Source organism: Achromobacter sp. Marseille-Q0513 (assembly GCF_018195695.1).
In the GTDB taxonomy this organism is placed as follows: Bacteria; Pseudomonadota; Gammaproteobacteria; order Burkholderiales; family Burkholderiaceae_B; genus Achromobacter.
Genome location: NZ_JAGTJY010000006.1, coordinates 41,259 through 54,551, shown reverse-complemented (window position 1 = coordinate 54,551; position 13,293 = coordinate 41,259). Strand labels below are relative to the sequence as shown.

13 protein-coding genes and 1 pseudogene are annotated in these 13,293 nt (G+C 60.6%); 10 read left to right on the top strand and 4 right to left on the bottom strand.

Annotated elements, in window-relative coordinates:
- Position 1: 1 nt before the first annotated feature.
- Positions 2–187 (top strand): annotated as a pseudogene (locus KDH83_RS02970) (integrase core domain-containing protein); the annotation flags it as partial.
- Positions 188–415: 228 nt separating this feature from the next.
- On the opposite strand, the gene KDH83_RS02965 reads toward KDH83_RS02970, so the two are convergent.
- The 4 genes from KDH83_RS02965 to KDH83_RS02950 form a co-directional block, all read right to left on the bottom strand.
- A complete protein-coding gene (locus KDH83_RS02965; RefSeq protein WP_000539741.1) occupies positions 416–733 on the bottom strand; it encodes a multidrug efflux SMR transporter in 318 nt (105 codons plus the stop codon).
- Between the two features lie 58 nt (positions 734–791).
- Positions 792–1,055, bottom strand: coding sequence for an EexN family lipoprotein (locus KDH83_RS02960; protein ID WP_000717310.1), 264 nt, complete (start codon positions 1,053–1,055; stop codon positions 792–794).
- Between the two features lie 32 nt (positions 1,056–1,087).
- Complete coding sequence (locus KDH83_RS02955; RefSeq protein ID WP_000405670.1) at positions 1,088–1,993, bottom strand: LysR family transcriptional regulator; 906 nt, start codon at positions 1,991–1,993, stop codon at positions 1,088–1,090.
- 93 nt (positions 1,994–2,086) lie between these two features.
- The gene (locus KDH83_RS02950) at positions 2,087–3,490 is read right to left on the bottom strand and encodes a TolC family protein (RefSeq protein WP_000078291.1); all 1,404 of its coding nucleotides are present in this window, start codon (positions 3,488–3,490) and stop codon (positions 2,087–2,089) included.
- A 100-nt stretch (positions 3,491–3,590) separates the two neighbouring features.
- Between KDH83_RS02950 and KDH83_RS02945 the strand changes: the two genes are divergently transcribed.
- The 9 genes from KDH83_RS02945 to KDH83_RS02905 all read left to right on the top strand — a co-directional run bounded on the left by KDH83_RS02945 (position 3,591) and on the right by KDH83_RS02905 (position 13,273).
- Positions 3,591–4,232, top strand: coding sequence for a TetR/AcrR family transcriptional regulator (locus KDH83_RS02945; protein ID WP_249204793.1), 642 nt, complete (start codon positions 3,591–3,593; stop codon positions 4,230–4,232).
- Between the two features lie 131 nt (positions 4,233–4,363).
- Positions 4,364–5,395, top strand: a complete 1,032-nt coding sequence (locus KDH83_RS02940; protein WP_225984323.1) for an efflux RND transporter periplasmic adaptor subunit — start codon at positions 4,364–4,366, stop codon at positions 5,393–5,395.
- Positions 5,396–5,419: 24 nt separating this feature from the next.
- Positions 5,420–8,524, top strand: coding sequence for an efflux RND transporter permease subunit (locus tag KDH83_RS02935; RefSeq protein ID WP_003092293.1), 3,105 nt, complete (start codon positions 5,420–5,422; stop codon positions 8,522–8,524).
- A gap of 80 nt (positions 8,525–8,604) precedes the next feature.
- The gene (locus KDH83_RS02930; protein WP_038421338.1) at positions 8,605–8,952 is read left to right on the top strand and encodes an SMR family transporter; all 348 of its coding nucleotides are present in this window, start codon (positions 8,605–8,607) and stop codon (positions 8,950–8,952) included.
- Between the two features lie 15 nt (positions 8,953–8,967).
- A complete protein-coding gene (locus tag KDH83_RS02925; RefSeq protein ID WP_000837791.1) occupies positions 8,968–9,588 on the top strand; it encodes a DUF3313 family protein in 621 nt (206 codons plus the stop codon).
- Positions 9,585–10,742: an ABC transporter permease gene (locus KDH83_RS02920; protein ID WP_000063629.1), complete on the top strand. Its 1,158-nt coding sequence runs from the start codon at positions 9,585–9,587 to the stop codon at positions 10,740–10,742. Before KDH83_RS02925 ends, KDH83_RS02920 begins: the two co-directional genes overlap by 4 nt.
- Positions 10,739–11,560 (top strand): ATP-binding cassette domain-containing protein, encoded by an 822-nt coding sequence (locus tag KDH83_RS02915; protein ID WP_023093371.1) that lies wholly within the window; start codon positions 10,739–10,741, stop codon positions 11,558–11,560. Before KDH83_RS02920 ends, KDH83_RS02915 begins: the two co-directional genes overlap by 4 nt.
- Positions 11,561–11,651: 91 nt before the next feature.
- A complete protein-coding gene (locus KDH83_RS02910) occupies positions 11,652–12,581 on the top strand; it encodes an MlaD family protein (protein ID WP_000433686.1) in 930 nt (309 codons plus the stop codon).
- Between the two features lie 92 nt (positions 12,582–12,673).
- Positions 12,674–13,273: an ABC-type transport auxiliary lipoprotein family protein gene (locus KDH83_RS02905; RefSeq protein ID WP_003124411.1), complete on the top strand. Its 600-nt coding sequence runs from the start codon at positions 12,674–12,676 to the stop codon at positions 13,271–13,273.
- The last annotated feature ends 20 nt before the right edge of the window (positions 13,274–13,293 follow it).

Sequence of the window (13,293 nt, the reverse complement as noted above, 5' to 3'; positions counted from 1 at the left end):
GATGGGCGACGAACTGCTCAACCGCGAATGGTTCCGCAGTCGGACCGAAGCGAAGGTGCTGATCGAACGTTGGCGACAGTTCTACAACGAGCAGCGGCCGCATAGCGCGCATGCTTACAAACCGCCGGCGACGATCCGGCGCAACTGGATCCAATCCGATAGCATCCCCTCCGAACTCACTGCCTGACTGGCTACAAAGTTCGTACTCAGGTCACCTTGGCGCAGGCACTGAAGGTGGAGCCACCCGGAATGGGTGCTCCCACCGCCTTACGCGCACTGGCTCGAACTCTCCCGAGGCGCCGGCAAGCTCGTCACATAGCGACTAGAGAGAGGAGGTGACCGTACGAGTTCCCAGCGCCCGATCCACTCTGGGAGCTGGGTCGCCTAGCGACTACGCTACCAATGGAGCTAGCGATCAACTCGATAACTTGAGCGTGATAACGCCCAGGATGATCAACGCCACGCCAAGGTATCGCATCAGGGAGGTTGGGTCGCCATAGAAATGAATTCCGACTAAGAAAGTTCCCGCCGCTCCGATACCCGTCCACACCGCATAAGCAGTCCCAATCGGTATCTGACGCTGAGCAAGCCATAGGAAGGCGCCGCTAATTGTCATGAAAGAGACGGCTACTGCGACCCCACTCCAACGCGATGTTGGCTCTTGCGCCATTTTCAGCCCGACCGGCCATCCGATTTCAAACAATCCAGCCAAAACAAGATAGATCCAACCCATTGCGATTCTCCTTCAAATTTTTCATATCCGGCATACATACTCCGGCATGACCACCAGCTTAGAACTTCGGCGGCTCTTTAGGCGTGGTGTGGGGCACATCGCCATCTTCGTAAAAGCGCTTTCGCGTAGCCTCGGCAACCCGGTTACATAGTTGGTCGCCCAGCATTGGTCGATCCAACTTGCATTGCTTGCGCAACTCTTTCAGACGCTCAGGATTGAGCGCTAATTCATCGACTGTCGGAAGGTTGGCTTTATCTGGTTTCCCAGATGGGCTGCAGGCTGCCAATGTCGAGGAAAGCAATATGAGAGCAATCTTCTTCATGGTTAATTTTCTTTGGGAGATTGTGTGATGGTTTACCGCCGACCTTTGGCATCTGGAGATTTGATCGAATGAACGCGTTCCATGAAGCGAGTCAGCATTTCTGACGGCTCGCTGGCCGGCCGTAGTAGATAGGTCGTGAGCATTGGCGAACGTCCAGTCAGCGGCCGTGCGACCACCCCCTGTTCCCTGCTGGCTGTGATATGCGCGCCTCCTGTGAGGCCTAGTGCAAGTCCCGCCGAAACCAGGACCATCATTAGATCGCTGGAAGTCACGCGTTCGGCAATCAGTGGCTCTATGTCCACGCGACGTAGCACCCGTTCAACTTGCCGAGCATGGCCCTCACACGCCACCGCGTCGCAGAGCACCAGCGGATACCGCAACAGCTCTTCTAGGGGAATCTGTTTGTGGGATAGCAAGGGGTGCCGTGCGGGCACAGCTACCATCAGAGGGTCACTCCACACCGGCACGGCGATGATGCCTTCGCCGACTTCATCCGATTGAGCGAAGCCGAGATCGTACAGTTCGCCACACAATCCCTTGATTTGCTGTGCCAAAGGCACCTCGAAGAAGCGAACTTCCACTTCCGGCTCTTCCTGCCGGCAGAGCGCCAACAACGCAGGCAGGCGCGATGGCGTGATTCCATCAGACAATGCAATACGGAGCTGGCAATGAAAGCCATTGGCTGCGGCGTTCACACTGTCGCGCGCCTGCTGCAAAGCTGCGAAGACACGCGGCACGCTCTCAAAGAAGAGCCTGCCCGCACGAGTCAAGCGGGTGCTCCGAGTGGTTCTCGCAAATAGCGCTACGCCCAACTCTTCCTCAAGTTCCTTGATGGCGCGCGACAGCGGCGATGTCTCTATGTGGAGGCGCTCTGCGGCTCGGGCAAAGTGCAGCTCCTCTGCCACCGCCAGAAAGTAGCGCAGGTGTCGAATTTCCATGTTCGCATTCCTCATCACTCAGGCCTCACCACCTTCGCCTTGCGTCACGCTATTTAGCTAGCCTTCGCAAGCTGCTCCAGCATGTTTCTGCGATCAAACAGGAGAGCCGGATAATGCTTTTGCCAGGACGCCCCATTGCATGGCTGTCTCGGCCCGCGTGCGGATCAGCGAAGCCTGCGCTGACAGCACCCCGGCCTCAGCCTCGGCCACCACCGTGGCGTCCACTTGTCCCGCCTCGAACAGACGTCGGCTGCGATCGAGCTGACGCTCCGCGACTGCGACACCCTCGGCCTGATGCTCCAGTGCTGCGTGCTGCGTATGCCAACCGAGATATGCGTTCTCTACGTCCTGCAAAGCACTCAACAAAGTGCGCTCGAACTCCGCACGGGCAGCTCGGCTGCGCGCCTCTCCGGTCTCGATGCCGGCACGGATCGCGCCACCATCGAAGATCGGCAACGACACCCCGGCCCCAAGTGAAAAAATGTTTCCAGTGATGCGGGTTCCCACACTCTCTACGCGCTGCCGTCCGCCGCTCAGGTCCAACACCAGCCTGGGGAAGCGTTCGCCTTCGGCTGCGTTCCAGCGCGCGGTTTCGGCGGCGAACTTCGCTTCGGCGGCGCGCACGTCGGGCCGCTCACTCAGCAGGTCCGCAGGTATGCGTGTCGGTGTCCAGTCCGGGACGGCGAGCGACGCAAGAGTTGGGGAAGCTGCAGGCGCTCCGGGCGTTTGTCCCACTAGTACATCGAGTGCATGCGTCGCCTCGCCGCGCGCACGCCGCAGTTGCTCTTGCTCCACGCGCAGTGCGACGACGCCGGCGCGGGTACGCTCGATGTCGAAGCCGGTAGCTTGTCCGGCCTCGAACTTCCGTTGCATCAGCAAGACGAGTCGTTCTGCGGATGCCAGCCGCGCCGCGGCTAGCGCTTCGAGCTCACTGGCTTGGCGCTGCTGCACAGCCGCCGACACTGTTTCAAACGCGACCTGCCACCGCGTGGCAACCCACGCTTGTTCGGCTGCCACCGCATCCAGGCGCGCACCTTCTGCTGCCTGCGAAAGCCGTCCCGACAGGTCTGCCTCCCACGATGCGGACAACGTGGCGCGGCCATCATTGCCGATTGCAACGTTCTCTGAATAGTCGCGTCCTCGAGTTGCCTGCGTGCCCGCGGACAACGAGGGGAGCAGGGAGGCCCGTGCTCGCCGCGTGGCGGCCGATGCCTCGTCCACGCGCGCTCGCGCAATCGTCAGTTCGGTATTGCGCTCCAGCGCCGCCCGGACCAAGGCATTGAGGTGCGGATCGCCGTAGGCCGTCCACCAATCGACGGGAAGAGTACGGCGGGACGATTTGTCCAAGATGCCTTCACCTCCCTCTTCATTTGAGAAATGGGCCGGTACATCCAGGCGAGGTGGATCGGCAGAGTGCGGGGCATGGCTGCAGGCCGCAAGAAGCAGTAGCGGAGAAATCATGGCAATGAGGCGATAGCGTTCAAGAATTTGAGACATGGCAGCTCCTTGCGTTCCGAAAAAGTCTTGACGGACTGTTGTATGGCTTCTACTATACCGTCTGGACTGTATATGACTCAAGCTTTTTTGGAGCACGACCATGCCGCCCCGCGCGAAAACAAAGTTGCCCCCCCCGTCCACTGCCCATAGCAGCGCCGATGCGCAGCCCGGCCTCCAGCAAGGAGCCCAGCGAACTCGCGACCGCATCCTGCAGGCCGCCCGCGAACTGGTGCTGGAGGAAGGTGCCAGTCGCTTGACACTGGACGCCGTCGTTGTGCGGGCCGGGTTGAGCAAAGGGGCGTTTCTCTATCACTTCAAGACCAAACGCGATTTGTTCGTGACACTGATCGACGAGATGATCCGGGCGTTCGACGCGGTACAAGCCAATCACGAGCGCAGGTTTGCCGGAGATCCGGACCCCTGGCTGTCGAGCCAGGTGGAAGCGATGCCCGACGACGAGATGCAGAAGATGGGCGCAGCGCTGCTCGCGGCAGCTGCGGAAGATCCAACACTTCTCGACCCACTGCGCGAGTGGTACCGCGTGCAGTACGAACGCGCGCGTCGATCCCCGCGTGGCACCGAGACCGCGGCACTCATCATGCTGGCATTGGATGGCGCCCTGTTCGCCGATCTTCTGGGTTTGCCAATACTCGCACCCGCAGAGCGGCGGCATTTCTTTCGGGCGCTCCAGGATCTCGCCTCGGGCCATCTCGAACTTGTCCCGGCAAAAGGACGCACATGAGTCGCGTCCGTAGCGGTGTCATGACCGCGTGCGCACCGCGCTCCTTGGCGGTTGCTTGCACACTATCCATTTCGACTCTGCTCTCAGGGTGCGGAAACTCGCAATCCACCGTATCCGAGCCTCCGCGCGCAGTGAAGCTCGCCGCCGCGCAGTCGGATCTCCCGCATAGCTCTCGCATCGAATTGACTGGCTCGGCGCGAGCAACCGAGCGCAGCATCCTAGGATTTGAAACAGGAGGACGGATCGCCAAGTTGAACGTCGACGTGGGTGAACGGTTCTCCCGCGGCCAAGTCCTGGCAGAACTTGATGCGCAACCTGACCGGCTTCGCGTGACACAAGCGCAAGCATCCCTGGCGGCCGCCGAAGCCGGCCTGATGGATCGACGTGTACAGACAGATCAACAGCGCCGGTTGCTCGAAAGCGAAGTCATCTCCCCTGCTGCGTTCGAGAGCGCGAAGGCGCAGCTAGCGGTCGCAGAGGGTCAAGCGCGCACTGCCAAGGCGGCGCTTGGCCTGGCCGAACGAGCACAACGTGGCACGATGATCGTCGCTCCTTTCGATGGTGTCGTGGCGGAAAAGCTGGCTTTGGCGTTCACCGACATTGCTGCTGGTGCGCCGGTATTTCAGGTCGACGGCGTGCGCAGTGGCACTGAGATCATCGCGAACGCGTCTACTACACAGGCACCTCACATAGATGTCGGCCAACGCGCAGAACTGAGCTGGAGCGGAGCCGAACAACCAATCCGAGCGGTGGTACGTCGTGTCGGTCTGCGCGCCGAAAATGGCTCGCTCCTACCCGTGGTGCTAGTGCCTGAAGATAACGCGCAAGCGCGCGCACTTCGGCCAGGTATTCCCGTACAGGTCGTGCTCGACGCACCTGCGGCAACCTCCAAGACCTCTCGGCCCGAGACTGTATCCATACCTTATGCCTCGCTGGTGCTCGGCACGAAGCCGGGCGAGGCTTCCGTCTTCGTCTACACCCCTGAAGATAAGAAGGTGCACCGTCGCGCGGTGCGCTTCACGCCGGTACAGGAAGGAGACAGCGCGCGCGTCCTCGCTGGACTCAAGCCCGGCGAGACGGTGGTTGCCGCCGGAGGAGGATGGCTCACCGATGGACAGCCAGTGACACCACTGGAAGCCACCACTCAATTGACCAAGCGCTAACGCGATCCACCAGGTTACTTCATCATGAAGATCACCGAGATGGCGCTGCGCGCCAGTCGACTTACCTACTTTGTAGCGCTCATCATTTTCGTCGCCGGCATCGCGACCTTCCTGAATTTTCCTTCTCAGGAGGAGCCGACTGTCACGGTCCGCGATGCGATGGTCACGGCGTTGAACCCGGGGCTGCCCGCCGAACGCGTTGAGCAACTCATTGCCCGGCCGATCGAGGAGCGCTTGCGCGAACTGGCAGAGGTCAAGCGCGTGACGAGCACCGTGCGCGCAGGCAGCGCCATGATCCAGGTCACGATCTGGGACCGCTACACCGACTTGGCACCGATCTGGCAGCGCGTCCGGGCCAAGGTCGCCGATTCGAAGGATGCCTTACCACAGAGCACGATGGGGCCTTTCGTCGACGAAGACTTCGGCCGCGTCGCGGTTGCCTCGATTGCGGTCACTGCACCAGGTTACTCCATGAGCGAGATGCGCGTCGCGCTCAAGCAGATGCGCGACCGCCTGTACACCGTGCCTGGTATTGAGCGCATCACTTTCTACGGCCTGCAGGAAGAGCGCGTCTATCTCGAATTCGATCGGCCTAGGCTCGCGCGATTGGAGCTGACACCACAGGGGGTGATCGACCAACTCGTCAAACAGAACGTCGTCGCTTCGGGTGGACAAATTGTTGTCGGCGGCATCAATGCAACCTTGGCGGTCAGTGGCGAAGTGCGTGACGCTCCCTCCCTGCGAGCAATGCCGATCGCGCTGCCACGACCGCAAAGTAGTACGGCGCCCGTGCCGACGATCGCATTGGGTGAACTGGCGCAGGTGAGTGTGCGGCCAGCCGATCCGCCGGAATCTGCTGCCATCTACAAAGGCCAGCCCGCTGTCGTCATGGCGGTTTCGATGGCCTCCGGTCAGAACGTGGAGCAGTTCGGAAAAGCGCTCAAAGCACGGGTTGCAGACCAGGAGAAGCTGCTGCCGGCGGGTTTCGATCTGTCATACGTCACTTTCCAGGCCGATGTCGTCAAGCACGAGATGGGCAAAATGAACCACGTCATGATGGAGACGATCATCGTCGTCCTCGGTGTCGTCGTGCTATTTCTCGGTTGGCGCACCGGGATCATCGTGGGCATGATCGTGCCGTTGACGATCCTCAGTGCACTCATCGTCATGCGCGCGATGAACATCGAGCTTCAGAACGTCTCGATGGGCGCCATCATCATTGCGCTCGGCTTGTTGGTGGACAACGGCATTGTGATTGCCGAAGACATCGAACGCCGCCTGGCCGGTGGCGAAGATCGTAAGCATGCCTGCCTCGAGGCGGGCCGCACGCTCGCCATTCCGCTGCTCACGTCCTCGCTCGTGATCGTGATCGTGTTCTCGCCGTTCTTTTTTGGCCAGAACGCCACGAGCGAGTATCTGCACAATCTCGTGGTCGTGCTGGCACTGACGTTGTTCGCTTCGTGGCTGCTGTGCCTGACTGTCACGCCCCTATTGTGCTACCACTTCGCCAAACCCCATCACAAGCAGGAGCAGGGCGACGCCTATGACACCCGCTTCTACCGTGGCTACCGGCGCGTACTGGAGTGGGTGCTCCACCATAAGGCGGTCTATGTAGCGTCGATGATCGCGGCGCTTGCCATTGCGCTGTATGGCTTCACCACCCTGCCGTACGATTTCATGCCCAAGTCCGACCGGCTTCAGTTCCAGATTCCGGTGCAGCTCGCCCCCGGTACCGACTCGCGCGAAACGCTCGCCCGCGTGAAGCAGATCAGTGGTTGGCTGGGCGACACGAACATCAATCCAGAAGTCTCCGATCACATCGGCTACGTCGCCGATGGTGGCCCGCGCTTCATCCTTAGCCTGAATCCACCACTGCCGGCATCGAACATCGCGTACTTCGTTGTCACATTGAAGCCGAAGAGCGACATCGACGCCGTCCTCGCCCGCACCCGCAGCTACTTTGCGCAAGCACATGGCGACGTGCGCGCCGAGCCCAAGCGTTTCTCGCTCGGTGCGACCGAGTCAGGGACTGCCATTTATCGCGTCAGCGGTCCGGATGAGGAGGTATTGTTGGGGGCCGCGTCCAAAATCGAAGCAGCGCTGCGCAAGCTGCCCGGCACCATCAACGTCAAGAACGATTGGGATACGCGCGTTGGCCGCATCGACGTACGGGTCGACCAGGACCGCGCGCGTCGGGCGGGCGTGACGACTGAAGACATCGCTGGCGGGCTGGATGTCCGCTACAGCGGCAGATCGATCTCGGTTATTCGCGACGGTGACACCTCCGTCCCGATCGTCCTGCGCAGTATCGTAAGCGAGCGTCGCAGCACGGCAGACGTAGGCGCGACGCTCATCTATCCCACCAACGGCGGTCCAGCGGTGACGCTGGCTCAGGTCGCAGACGTATCGCTCGCGAGCGAGCCCTCGGTCATCCAACGGCGCAATCTCATCCGCACGATCACCGTGCAAGGACAGAACACCTCTTACACCGCCCAGGAGATCATCAACCGCCTGGCGCCTAGCGTCGCTGCCCTGGACCTGCCCGCGGGCTACTCGGTTGAACTTGGCGGCGAGATCGAGGAAGCCGCCGAATCGAACGCCGCGCTGTCGACCTACATGCCCCTCGCATTTCTGGCGATGCTGATGCTGTTCGTATGGCAGTTCAATTCTTTCCGCAAGCTCGGTGTGATCCTCGCGACGATCCCTTTCACGCTTATCGGCGTGGTATTGGCTCTGAAGCTGACCGGCACACCTTTCAGCTTCATGGCGACCTTCGGCGTACTGGCCCTGTTCGGGATCATTGTCAACAACGCCGTGCTCTTGCTGGAACGCATCGACCAGGGGCTAGCGGAAGGCCTGCCACGCCATGAAGCCTTGGTTGGGGCCGCGATACAACGGCTTCGTCCAATCGTGATGACCAAGGTCACCTGCATTTCGGGACTGGTGCCACTCATGCTCTTCTCCGGACCATTATGGAAAGGGATGGCGATCGCGATGATCGGTGGGCTGGCACTCGGAACGCTGGTGACGTTGGGCTTGATTCCGCTGCTTTACGAAGTCCTGTTTGGAATCAAGCGAATTGGGCCGTGGAACCTGAGTGTCGCCACCGCGCATGGAGATCGCTCATGAGTCTCTTGCGAGCCGCCGCGTGCTGCGCATTCTCAGAATTCGTATGCACCCACGCTTCATGCGTATGTCTCGCTAGGCTTATGCGATTCAGCACCCATCCGCTGATCTGGAAATCCTGGTCGATTGTCATTGCCGCAGGGGTTCTAGGAGCGGGCTATCCACTGGGCCTGCGGGCCATCACGGCGGGCGGTCCGATGCGCTGGGTCGGCCTCTGTGTGGCAGTGACGTGCATGGCGGCCAGCGGCGCACTTTTGTGGTTCGCGCTCAAGCGGATTCCGATCAGCGCGGCCTCTGCAGCCTGGGCAGGAATCGGGCTACTTGGAAACTTGGGCGTCGGCGCCCTCCTACTAGGCGATGTCGCATCGGTAACGCGCTGGTCTGGCACCGCCCTCATCGCAGCAGGCATTGCCTGTCTTAGTTTCGTTTGATCAAGGAGACCCATTATGAAGAGCAAAACTGCATTGATCCGCGGCGGCATCTTTTTTTGCGTAGCAGGCGCGCTCTCTGGATGCGCGACCAACAGCATGACGCGCTCCGGATTTCTCGGCGACTACGAGAAGTTATCGCCGACACGATACGAGAACGTACTGATGTACCGCGCAGCGGGATTCGAGCCCAAGCGTTATGCCGCTGTCGTGGTGGAAGAAGCGCAGATCAAGACCGCCTCGGGTCGCATCGATGGGCTCGATGACGCGCAGCAGCGCGAAGTGCTAGACCATGTGACGAGCGAACTGAAACGCCAGGAAGGCAAAAGTCCCGCCCCCCCAGGTGGCGCGGGACAGGTTCGGGTGCGTGTAGCGGTCACCGAACTGCAGACACCGAATCGGGCAGTCAATGCAATGACGACCCTGCTGGTTGGACCCGTGACGACGGGTGGTGCCAGCCTAGAGTTCGAAGCAGTCGATTTAAGGACGGGACGCCGGGTTGCTGCCGCCAGTTGCTTCGAGCGCGGCAACGTCATTAAAGAGTTCGCCGGTTCGTACACATTGCTGGGTCATGCCAAAGCGGCGATCACGAACTGCATCGAGCGCATCGACAGCGCTTGGCGGGACACGCAGCCATGAGCAACGCTTCACAGGCTTGGCTCCGGCAGGATGCCATGGTCGGCGGTGATCACAAATGGCTGGCGGGTGGCGACTGGACGATAGAGCACTACGCCAGTCTGGCAAAATCCGTGTCCGCCGCCCGCATCAGTCATGCCGAGGGGTACGCCACTCCCTTACTCGACTGGACGCAAGTCCAGAGACTGGACACCGCCGGCGCGGCTCTGCTGGTGGAAATTCTCGGGCCAGACTCGATACTCGACCGGCCGGAGGCAGCTCCAAATCTGTCCTCGGATCGCCTCGCCCTAATGAGAGCGCTGGCCGCCGCTGCTACCGATCAGCAGAAGACGGAGAAAGCAGCGGTGAGCGGGAATCCTCTGCTCCGCGGTCTGGGACGCATAGGCCTGACCTTGGAACAGGGCTGTCGTGCGTGTCTTGGTCTGGCCGGGTTCGTGGGCCAGATCATCGAAACATGGAGCCGTACCGTTCGTCACCCGCGTCGCTGGCGCGCGACCTCGGTGATCGCTCAAATCCAGCGATCAGCGGTGGACGCCATTCCCATCGTGGCGCTACTGAGCTTCATGGTAGGAATGGTGGTGGCGTTCCTGGGAGCAACGGTGCTGGCCAACTTCGGTGCGAGCATCTTCTCGGTGCATCTGGTCGCCTTCTCGTTCATGCGCGAGTTCGGAGTGCTGCTCCCGGCCATATTGATTGCAGGCCGTACCGCAAGCGCGTACACCGCCCAAATCGGTTCGATGAAGGCAAATGAAGAGATCGATGCGCTTCGCTCCAACGCGCTCGACCCCATCGAGTTACTGGTGCTGCCACGCGTGCTGGCGCTTCTTGTGTCCTTGCCACTGCTCACCTTAGTAGGCATCTTGGCTGGCATTGCGGGCGGCGCCACCGTATGCGCACTGAGCTTGGAAATTCCTCCCGCACAGTTCCTTGCCATCGTGCAGGAAAAAATCGAGGTGCGCCATTTTCTTGTCGGAATGAGCAAGTCCCCGCTCTTCGCGGTGATGATCGCCGCTATCGGCTGCCATGAAGGGTTCAAGGTCGCCGGTAGCGCTGAGTCGGTAGGCGACCACACGACGTCTAGTGTCGTGCAATCAATCTTCATGGTGATCCTGATAGACGCCATCGCTGCACTGTTCTTCATGGAGATGGGCTGGTGAGCGCGGTGAAGCAAGACACCGACAACGGTGTGCGACACGCTATTGAAGTGCGCGGCCTGGACAACAGGTTTGGAACCCAGCAGGTCCATCAGGACCTAGACCTGGACGTGCGGCGCGGGGAAATCCTTGGCGTGGTGGGAGGGTCAGGCACCGGGAAATCCGTGCTCTTGCGTAGCGTCGTCGGGCTGCAGAAGCCGCATTCGGGCGTGGTCCGTATCGGGGGGCGCGACCTACTGCGAGCCCAATGGCTTGCGCGCGCGCGTATGGAGCGAAGGTTCGGCATTCTGTTCCAGAAGGGCGCGTTGTATTCATCGCTGACCGTCTTGGAGAACGTCGCTCTTCCTTTGATCGAGCATGTCGGTCTGGCGCGGCCTCTTGCCGAGCGTTTGGCAAGAAGCAAGCTGGGCTTGGTGGGGTTGCCTGCCGGAGCGGGAGACAAGTATCCGGCCTCGTTGTCCGGAGGCATGGTGAAACGAGCAGCACTGGCGAGAGCCTTGGCGCTTGATGCGAACATCCTGTTTCTTGACGAACCCACCGCAGGACTGGATCCAATCGGGGCTGCATCTTTCGACCAATTGATTCTGACCCTGCGCAATGCACTGGGCCTCACGGTGTTTCTGGTAACCCACGACCTCGATACGCTGTACACCATATGCGACCGTGTCGCGGTCCTGGCGAACCAGAAGGTACTCATCAACGACGGCATCGAGGCAGTCGAGCGCTTCAAGCACCCGTGGATACAGGAATACTTTCACGGCCCCCGTGGCCGTGCGGCCGCACAGGCCACTGGTGCTTCCAGCCAAGAGACGCAGCCATGAAACCCCTCCGCATCTGCATCATTCTTCCGTCGCGCACGCATTGGGCTGGGCGCACGCAATATTTAAACTCTGAGAACGAGGTGGTCTGATCATGGAACCACGTGCCCATCATGTATTCATTGGTCTGTTCGTCGTGCTGCTCGGTGCGATTGGTATTGGCTTCGCGCTTTGGCTCAGCGACACACGTTCCGACCACGATTACCAGTATTACCGGATTATGTTCGATGAGCCAGTGACCGGGCTTACGCCCGGCAGCCAGGTTCAGTACAGCGGAATCACGATTGGCGAAGTCGTTGCACTTTCTCTTTCACCGCGAGACCCAAGGCGGGCGATAGCGCGCGTACGCATCAATGCCACCATCCCGGTCCGGCAGGATACCCGCGCTGAATTGGTCATCACGGGAATTACCGGCAACGCGGTGATCGAGTTGAGCGACGGTGGGCCAAACGTGCCATTGCTGGATCGGAGAGAGGACGAGGAACCGTTGATCCTCGCACCACGTTCGGCGATGGCATCCCTGGTCTCCGGTGAGGGGAACAGCATGACGACACTCAACGGCATCTTGCTGCGCACGCAGGAGTTACTGTCGAAGGAGAATTTGGCTCTTGTGCACCGCAGTCTGGTGAATCTTGAACAGACCACGGGCGCGGTCGCTGACCAGAGGGCCGAGATCGCGACGTTAATCAGCAATCTGACCGAAGCAAGCAGAGAATCGACAGCTGCCGTGCGCCAAGCAAATAGCACTCTTCGCGATGCCAACCTGCTACTAAATAACGATGGTAAGCAAATCATGGTGAACACGCGTGATGCAACGGCATCCCTCGAACGCGCCGCTTTCAGGGTTGAGACGCTACTGCAAAACAATCAGGAATCGCTGAACCAGGGCTTGGCCGCCACAGGTCCTGCCATGCACGAACTCCAGCAGGCGCTGGCCAATCTAAACACCGTGCTGCGCCGACTGGATCGCAATCCGGCGCAATACCTGCTCGGTGGAGAGAACATTGAGGAAACCAAGCCGTGAACACTTCCGCCAGGATGATTCCCGTCGCTGCCGTGACTATGACGCTAGTACTCGGCTTGTCCGCGTGCAGTGTGCTTCCCAAAGCAGCTCCAATGGTCACCTACAAATTGCCCGACTATCACATCGCCCAGGCGGAGAGTACGCCGCGCGCCGTTCCGGGACCCGGGGCGCTGCGCGTCTACGCCCCTGAGAGTAGTCGCGTCCTGGATTCGGAGCGGCTGTTCATTGCGCAGCCCGATGGTCGCTTGTCGGCTTGGCAAGGAGTGCGTTGGGCCGACCCCGCACCGGTGCTGCTGCGTGACCGAATCGTCGAAGCCTTCATGCGCGATGGGCGGTCGACTTCCGTGATTACCGATAGCACCCCAATGAGCGCCGATATGGAGTTGCGCAGTACGCTGCGGGCGTTCCAGCTCGAATACCGCGGCACTGAAGCGATCGCCGCGGTTCGGCTCGATGTGCAACTGGTCGATCCGGCCAAACGGACTGCTATTGCCAGTAGACGCTTCGAAGCAATCCAAGCCACAGGCAGCAAGCGAGAGGCCGATGTGGTGAGCGCGTTCGGTGTCGCCACGGATATATTGGCCGGGCAGATCGTTGAATGGGCAGTTCAGGTCGGGGCAGCGCGTTTGCGAGTTGCACCGGAATTGGCAAGCAACCATGCACCCACAGCGTCGTCGATAAGCACAGACTAGTCGTCTTAACGGAGCACAGA

What these genes read in the sequence shown, in the direction of transcription:
- KDH83_RS02930 (WP_038421338.1), top strand. Translation starts at nt 8,605, where the DNA reads ATGCGATTCAGCACCCATCCGCTGATCTGGAAATCCTGGTCGATTGTC.
- KDH83_RS02955 (WP_000405670.1), bottom strand. Translation starts at nt 1,993, where the DNA reads ATGGAAATTCGACACCTGCGCTACTTTCTGGCGGTGGCAGAGGAGCTG.
- KDH83_RS02965 (WP_000539741.1), bottom strand. Translation starts at nt 733, where the DNA reads ATGGGTTGGATCTATCTTGTTTTGGCTGGATTGTTTGAAATCGGATGG.
- KDH83_RS02910 (WP_000433686.1), top strand. Translation starts at nt 11,652, where the DNA reads ATGGAACCACGTGCCCATCATGTATTCATTGGTCTGTTCGTCGTGCTG.
- KDH83_RS02925 (WP_000837791.1), top strand. Translation starts at nt 8,968, where the DNA reads ATGAAGAGCAAAACTGCATTGATCCGCGGCGGCATCTTTTTTTGCGTA.
- KDH83_RS02960 (WP_000717310.1), bottom strand. Translation starts at nt 1,055, where the DNA reads ATGAAGAAGATTGCTCTCATATTGCTTTCCTCGACATTGGCAGCCTGC.
- KDH83_RS02945 (WP_249204793.1), top strand. Translation starts at nt 3,591, where the DNA reads ATGCCGCCCCGCGCGAAAACAAAGTTGCCCCCCCCGTCCACTGCCCAT.
- KDH83_RS02935 (WP_003092293.1), top strand. Translation starts at nt 5,420, where the DNA reads ATGAAGATCACCGAGATGGCGCTGCGCGCCAGTCGACTTACCTACTTT.
- KDH83_RS02920 (WP_000063629.1), top strand. Translation starts at nt 9,585, where the DNA reads ATGAGCAACGCTTCACAGGCTTGGCTCCGGCAGGATGCCATGGTCGGC.
- KDH83_RS02905 (WP_003124411.1), top strand. Translation starts at nt 12,674, where the DNA reads ATGGTCACCTACAAATTGCCCGACTATCACATCGCCCAGGCGGAGAGT.
- KDH83_RS02950 (WP_000078291.1), bottom strand. Translation starts at nt 3,490, where the DNA reads ATGTCTCAAATTCTTGAACGCTATCGCCTCATTGCCATGATTTCTCCG.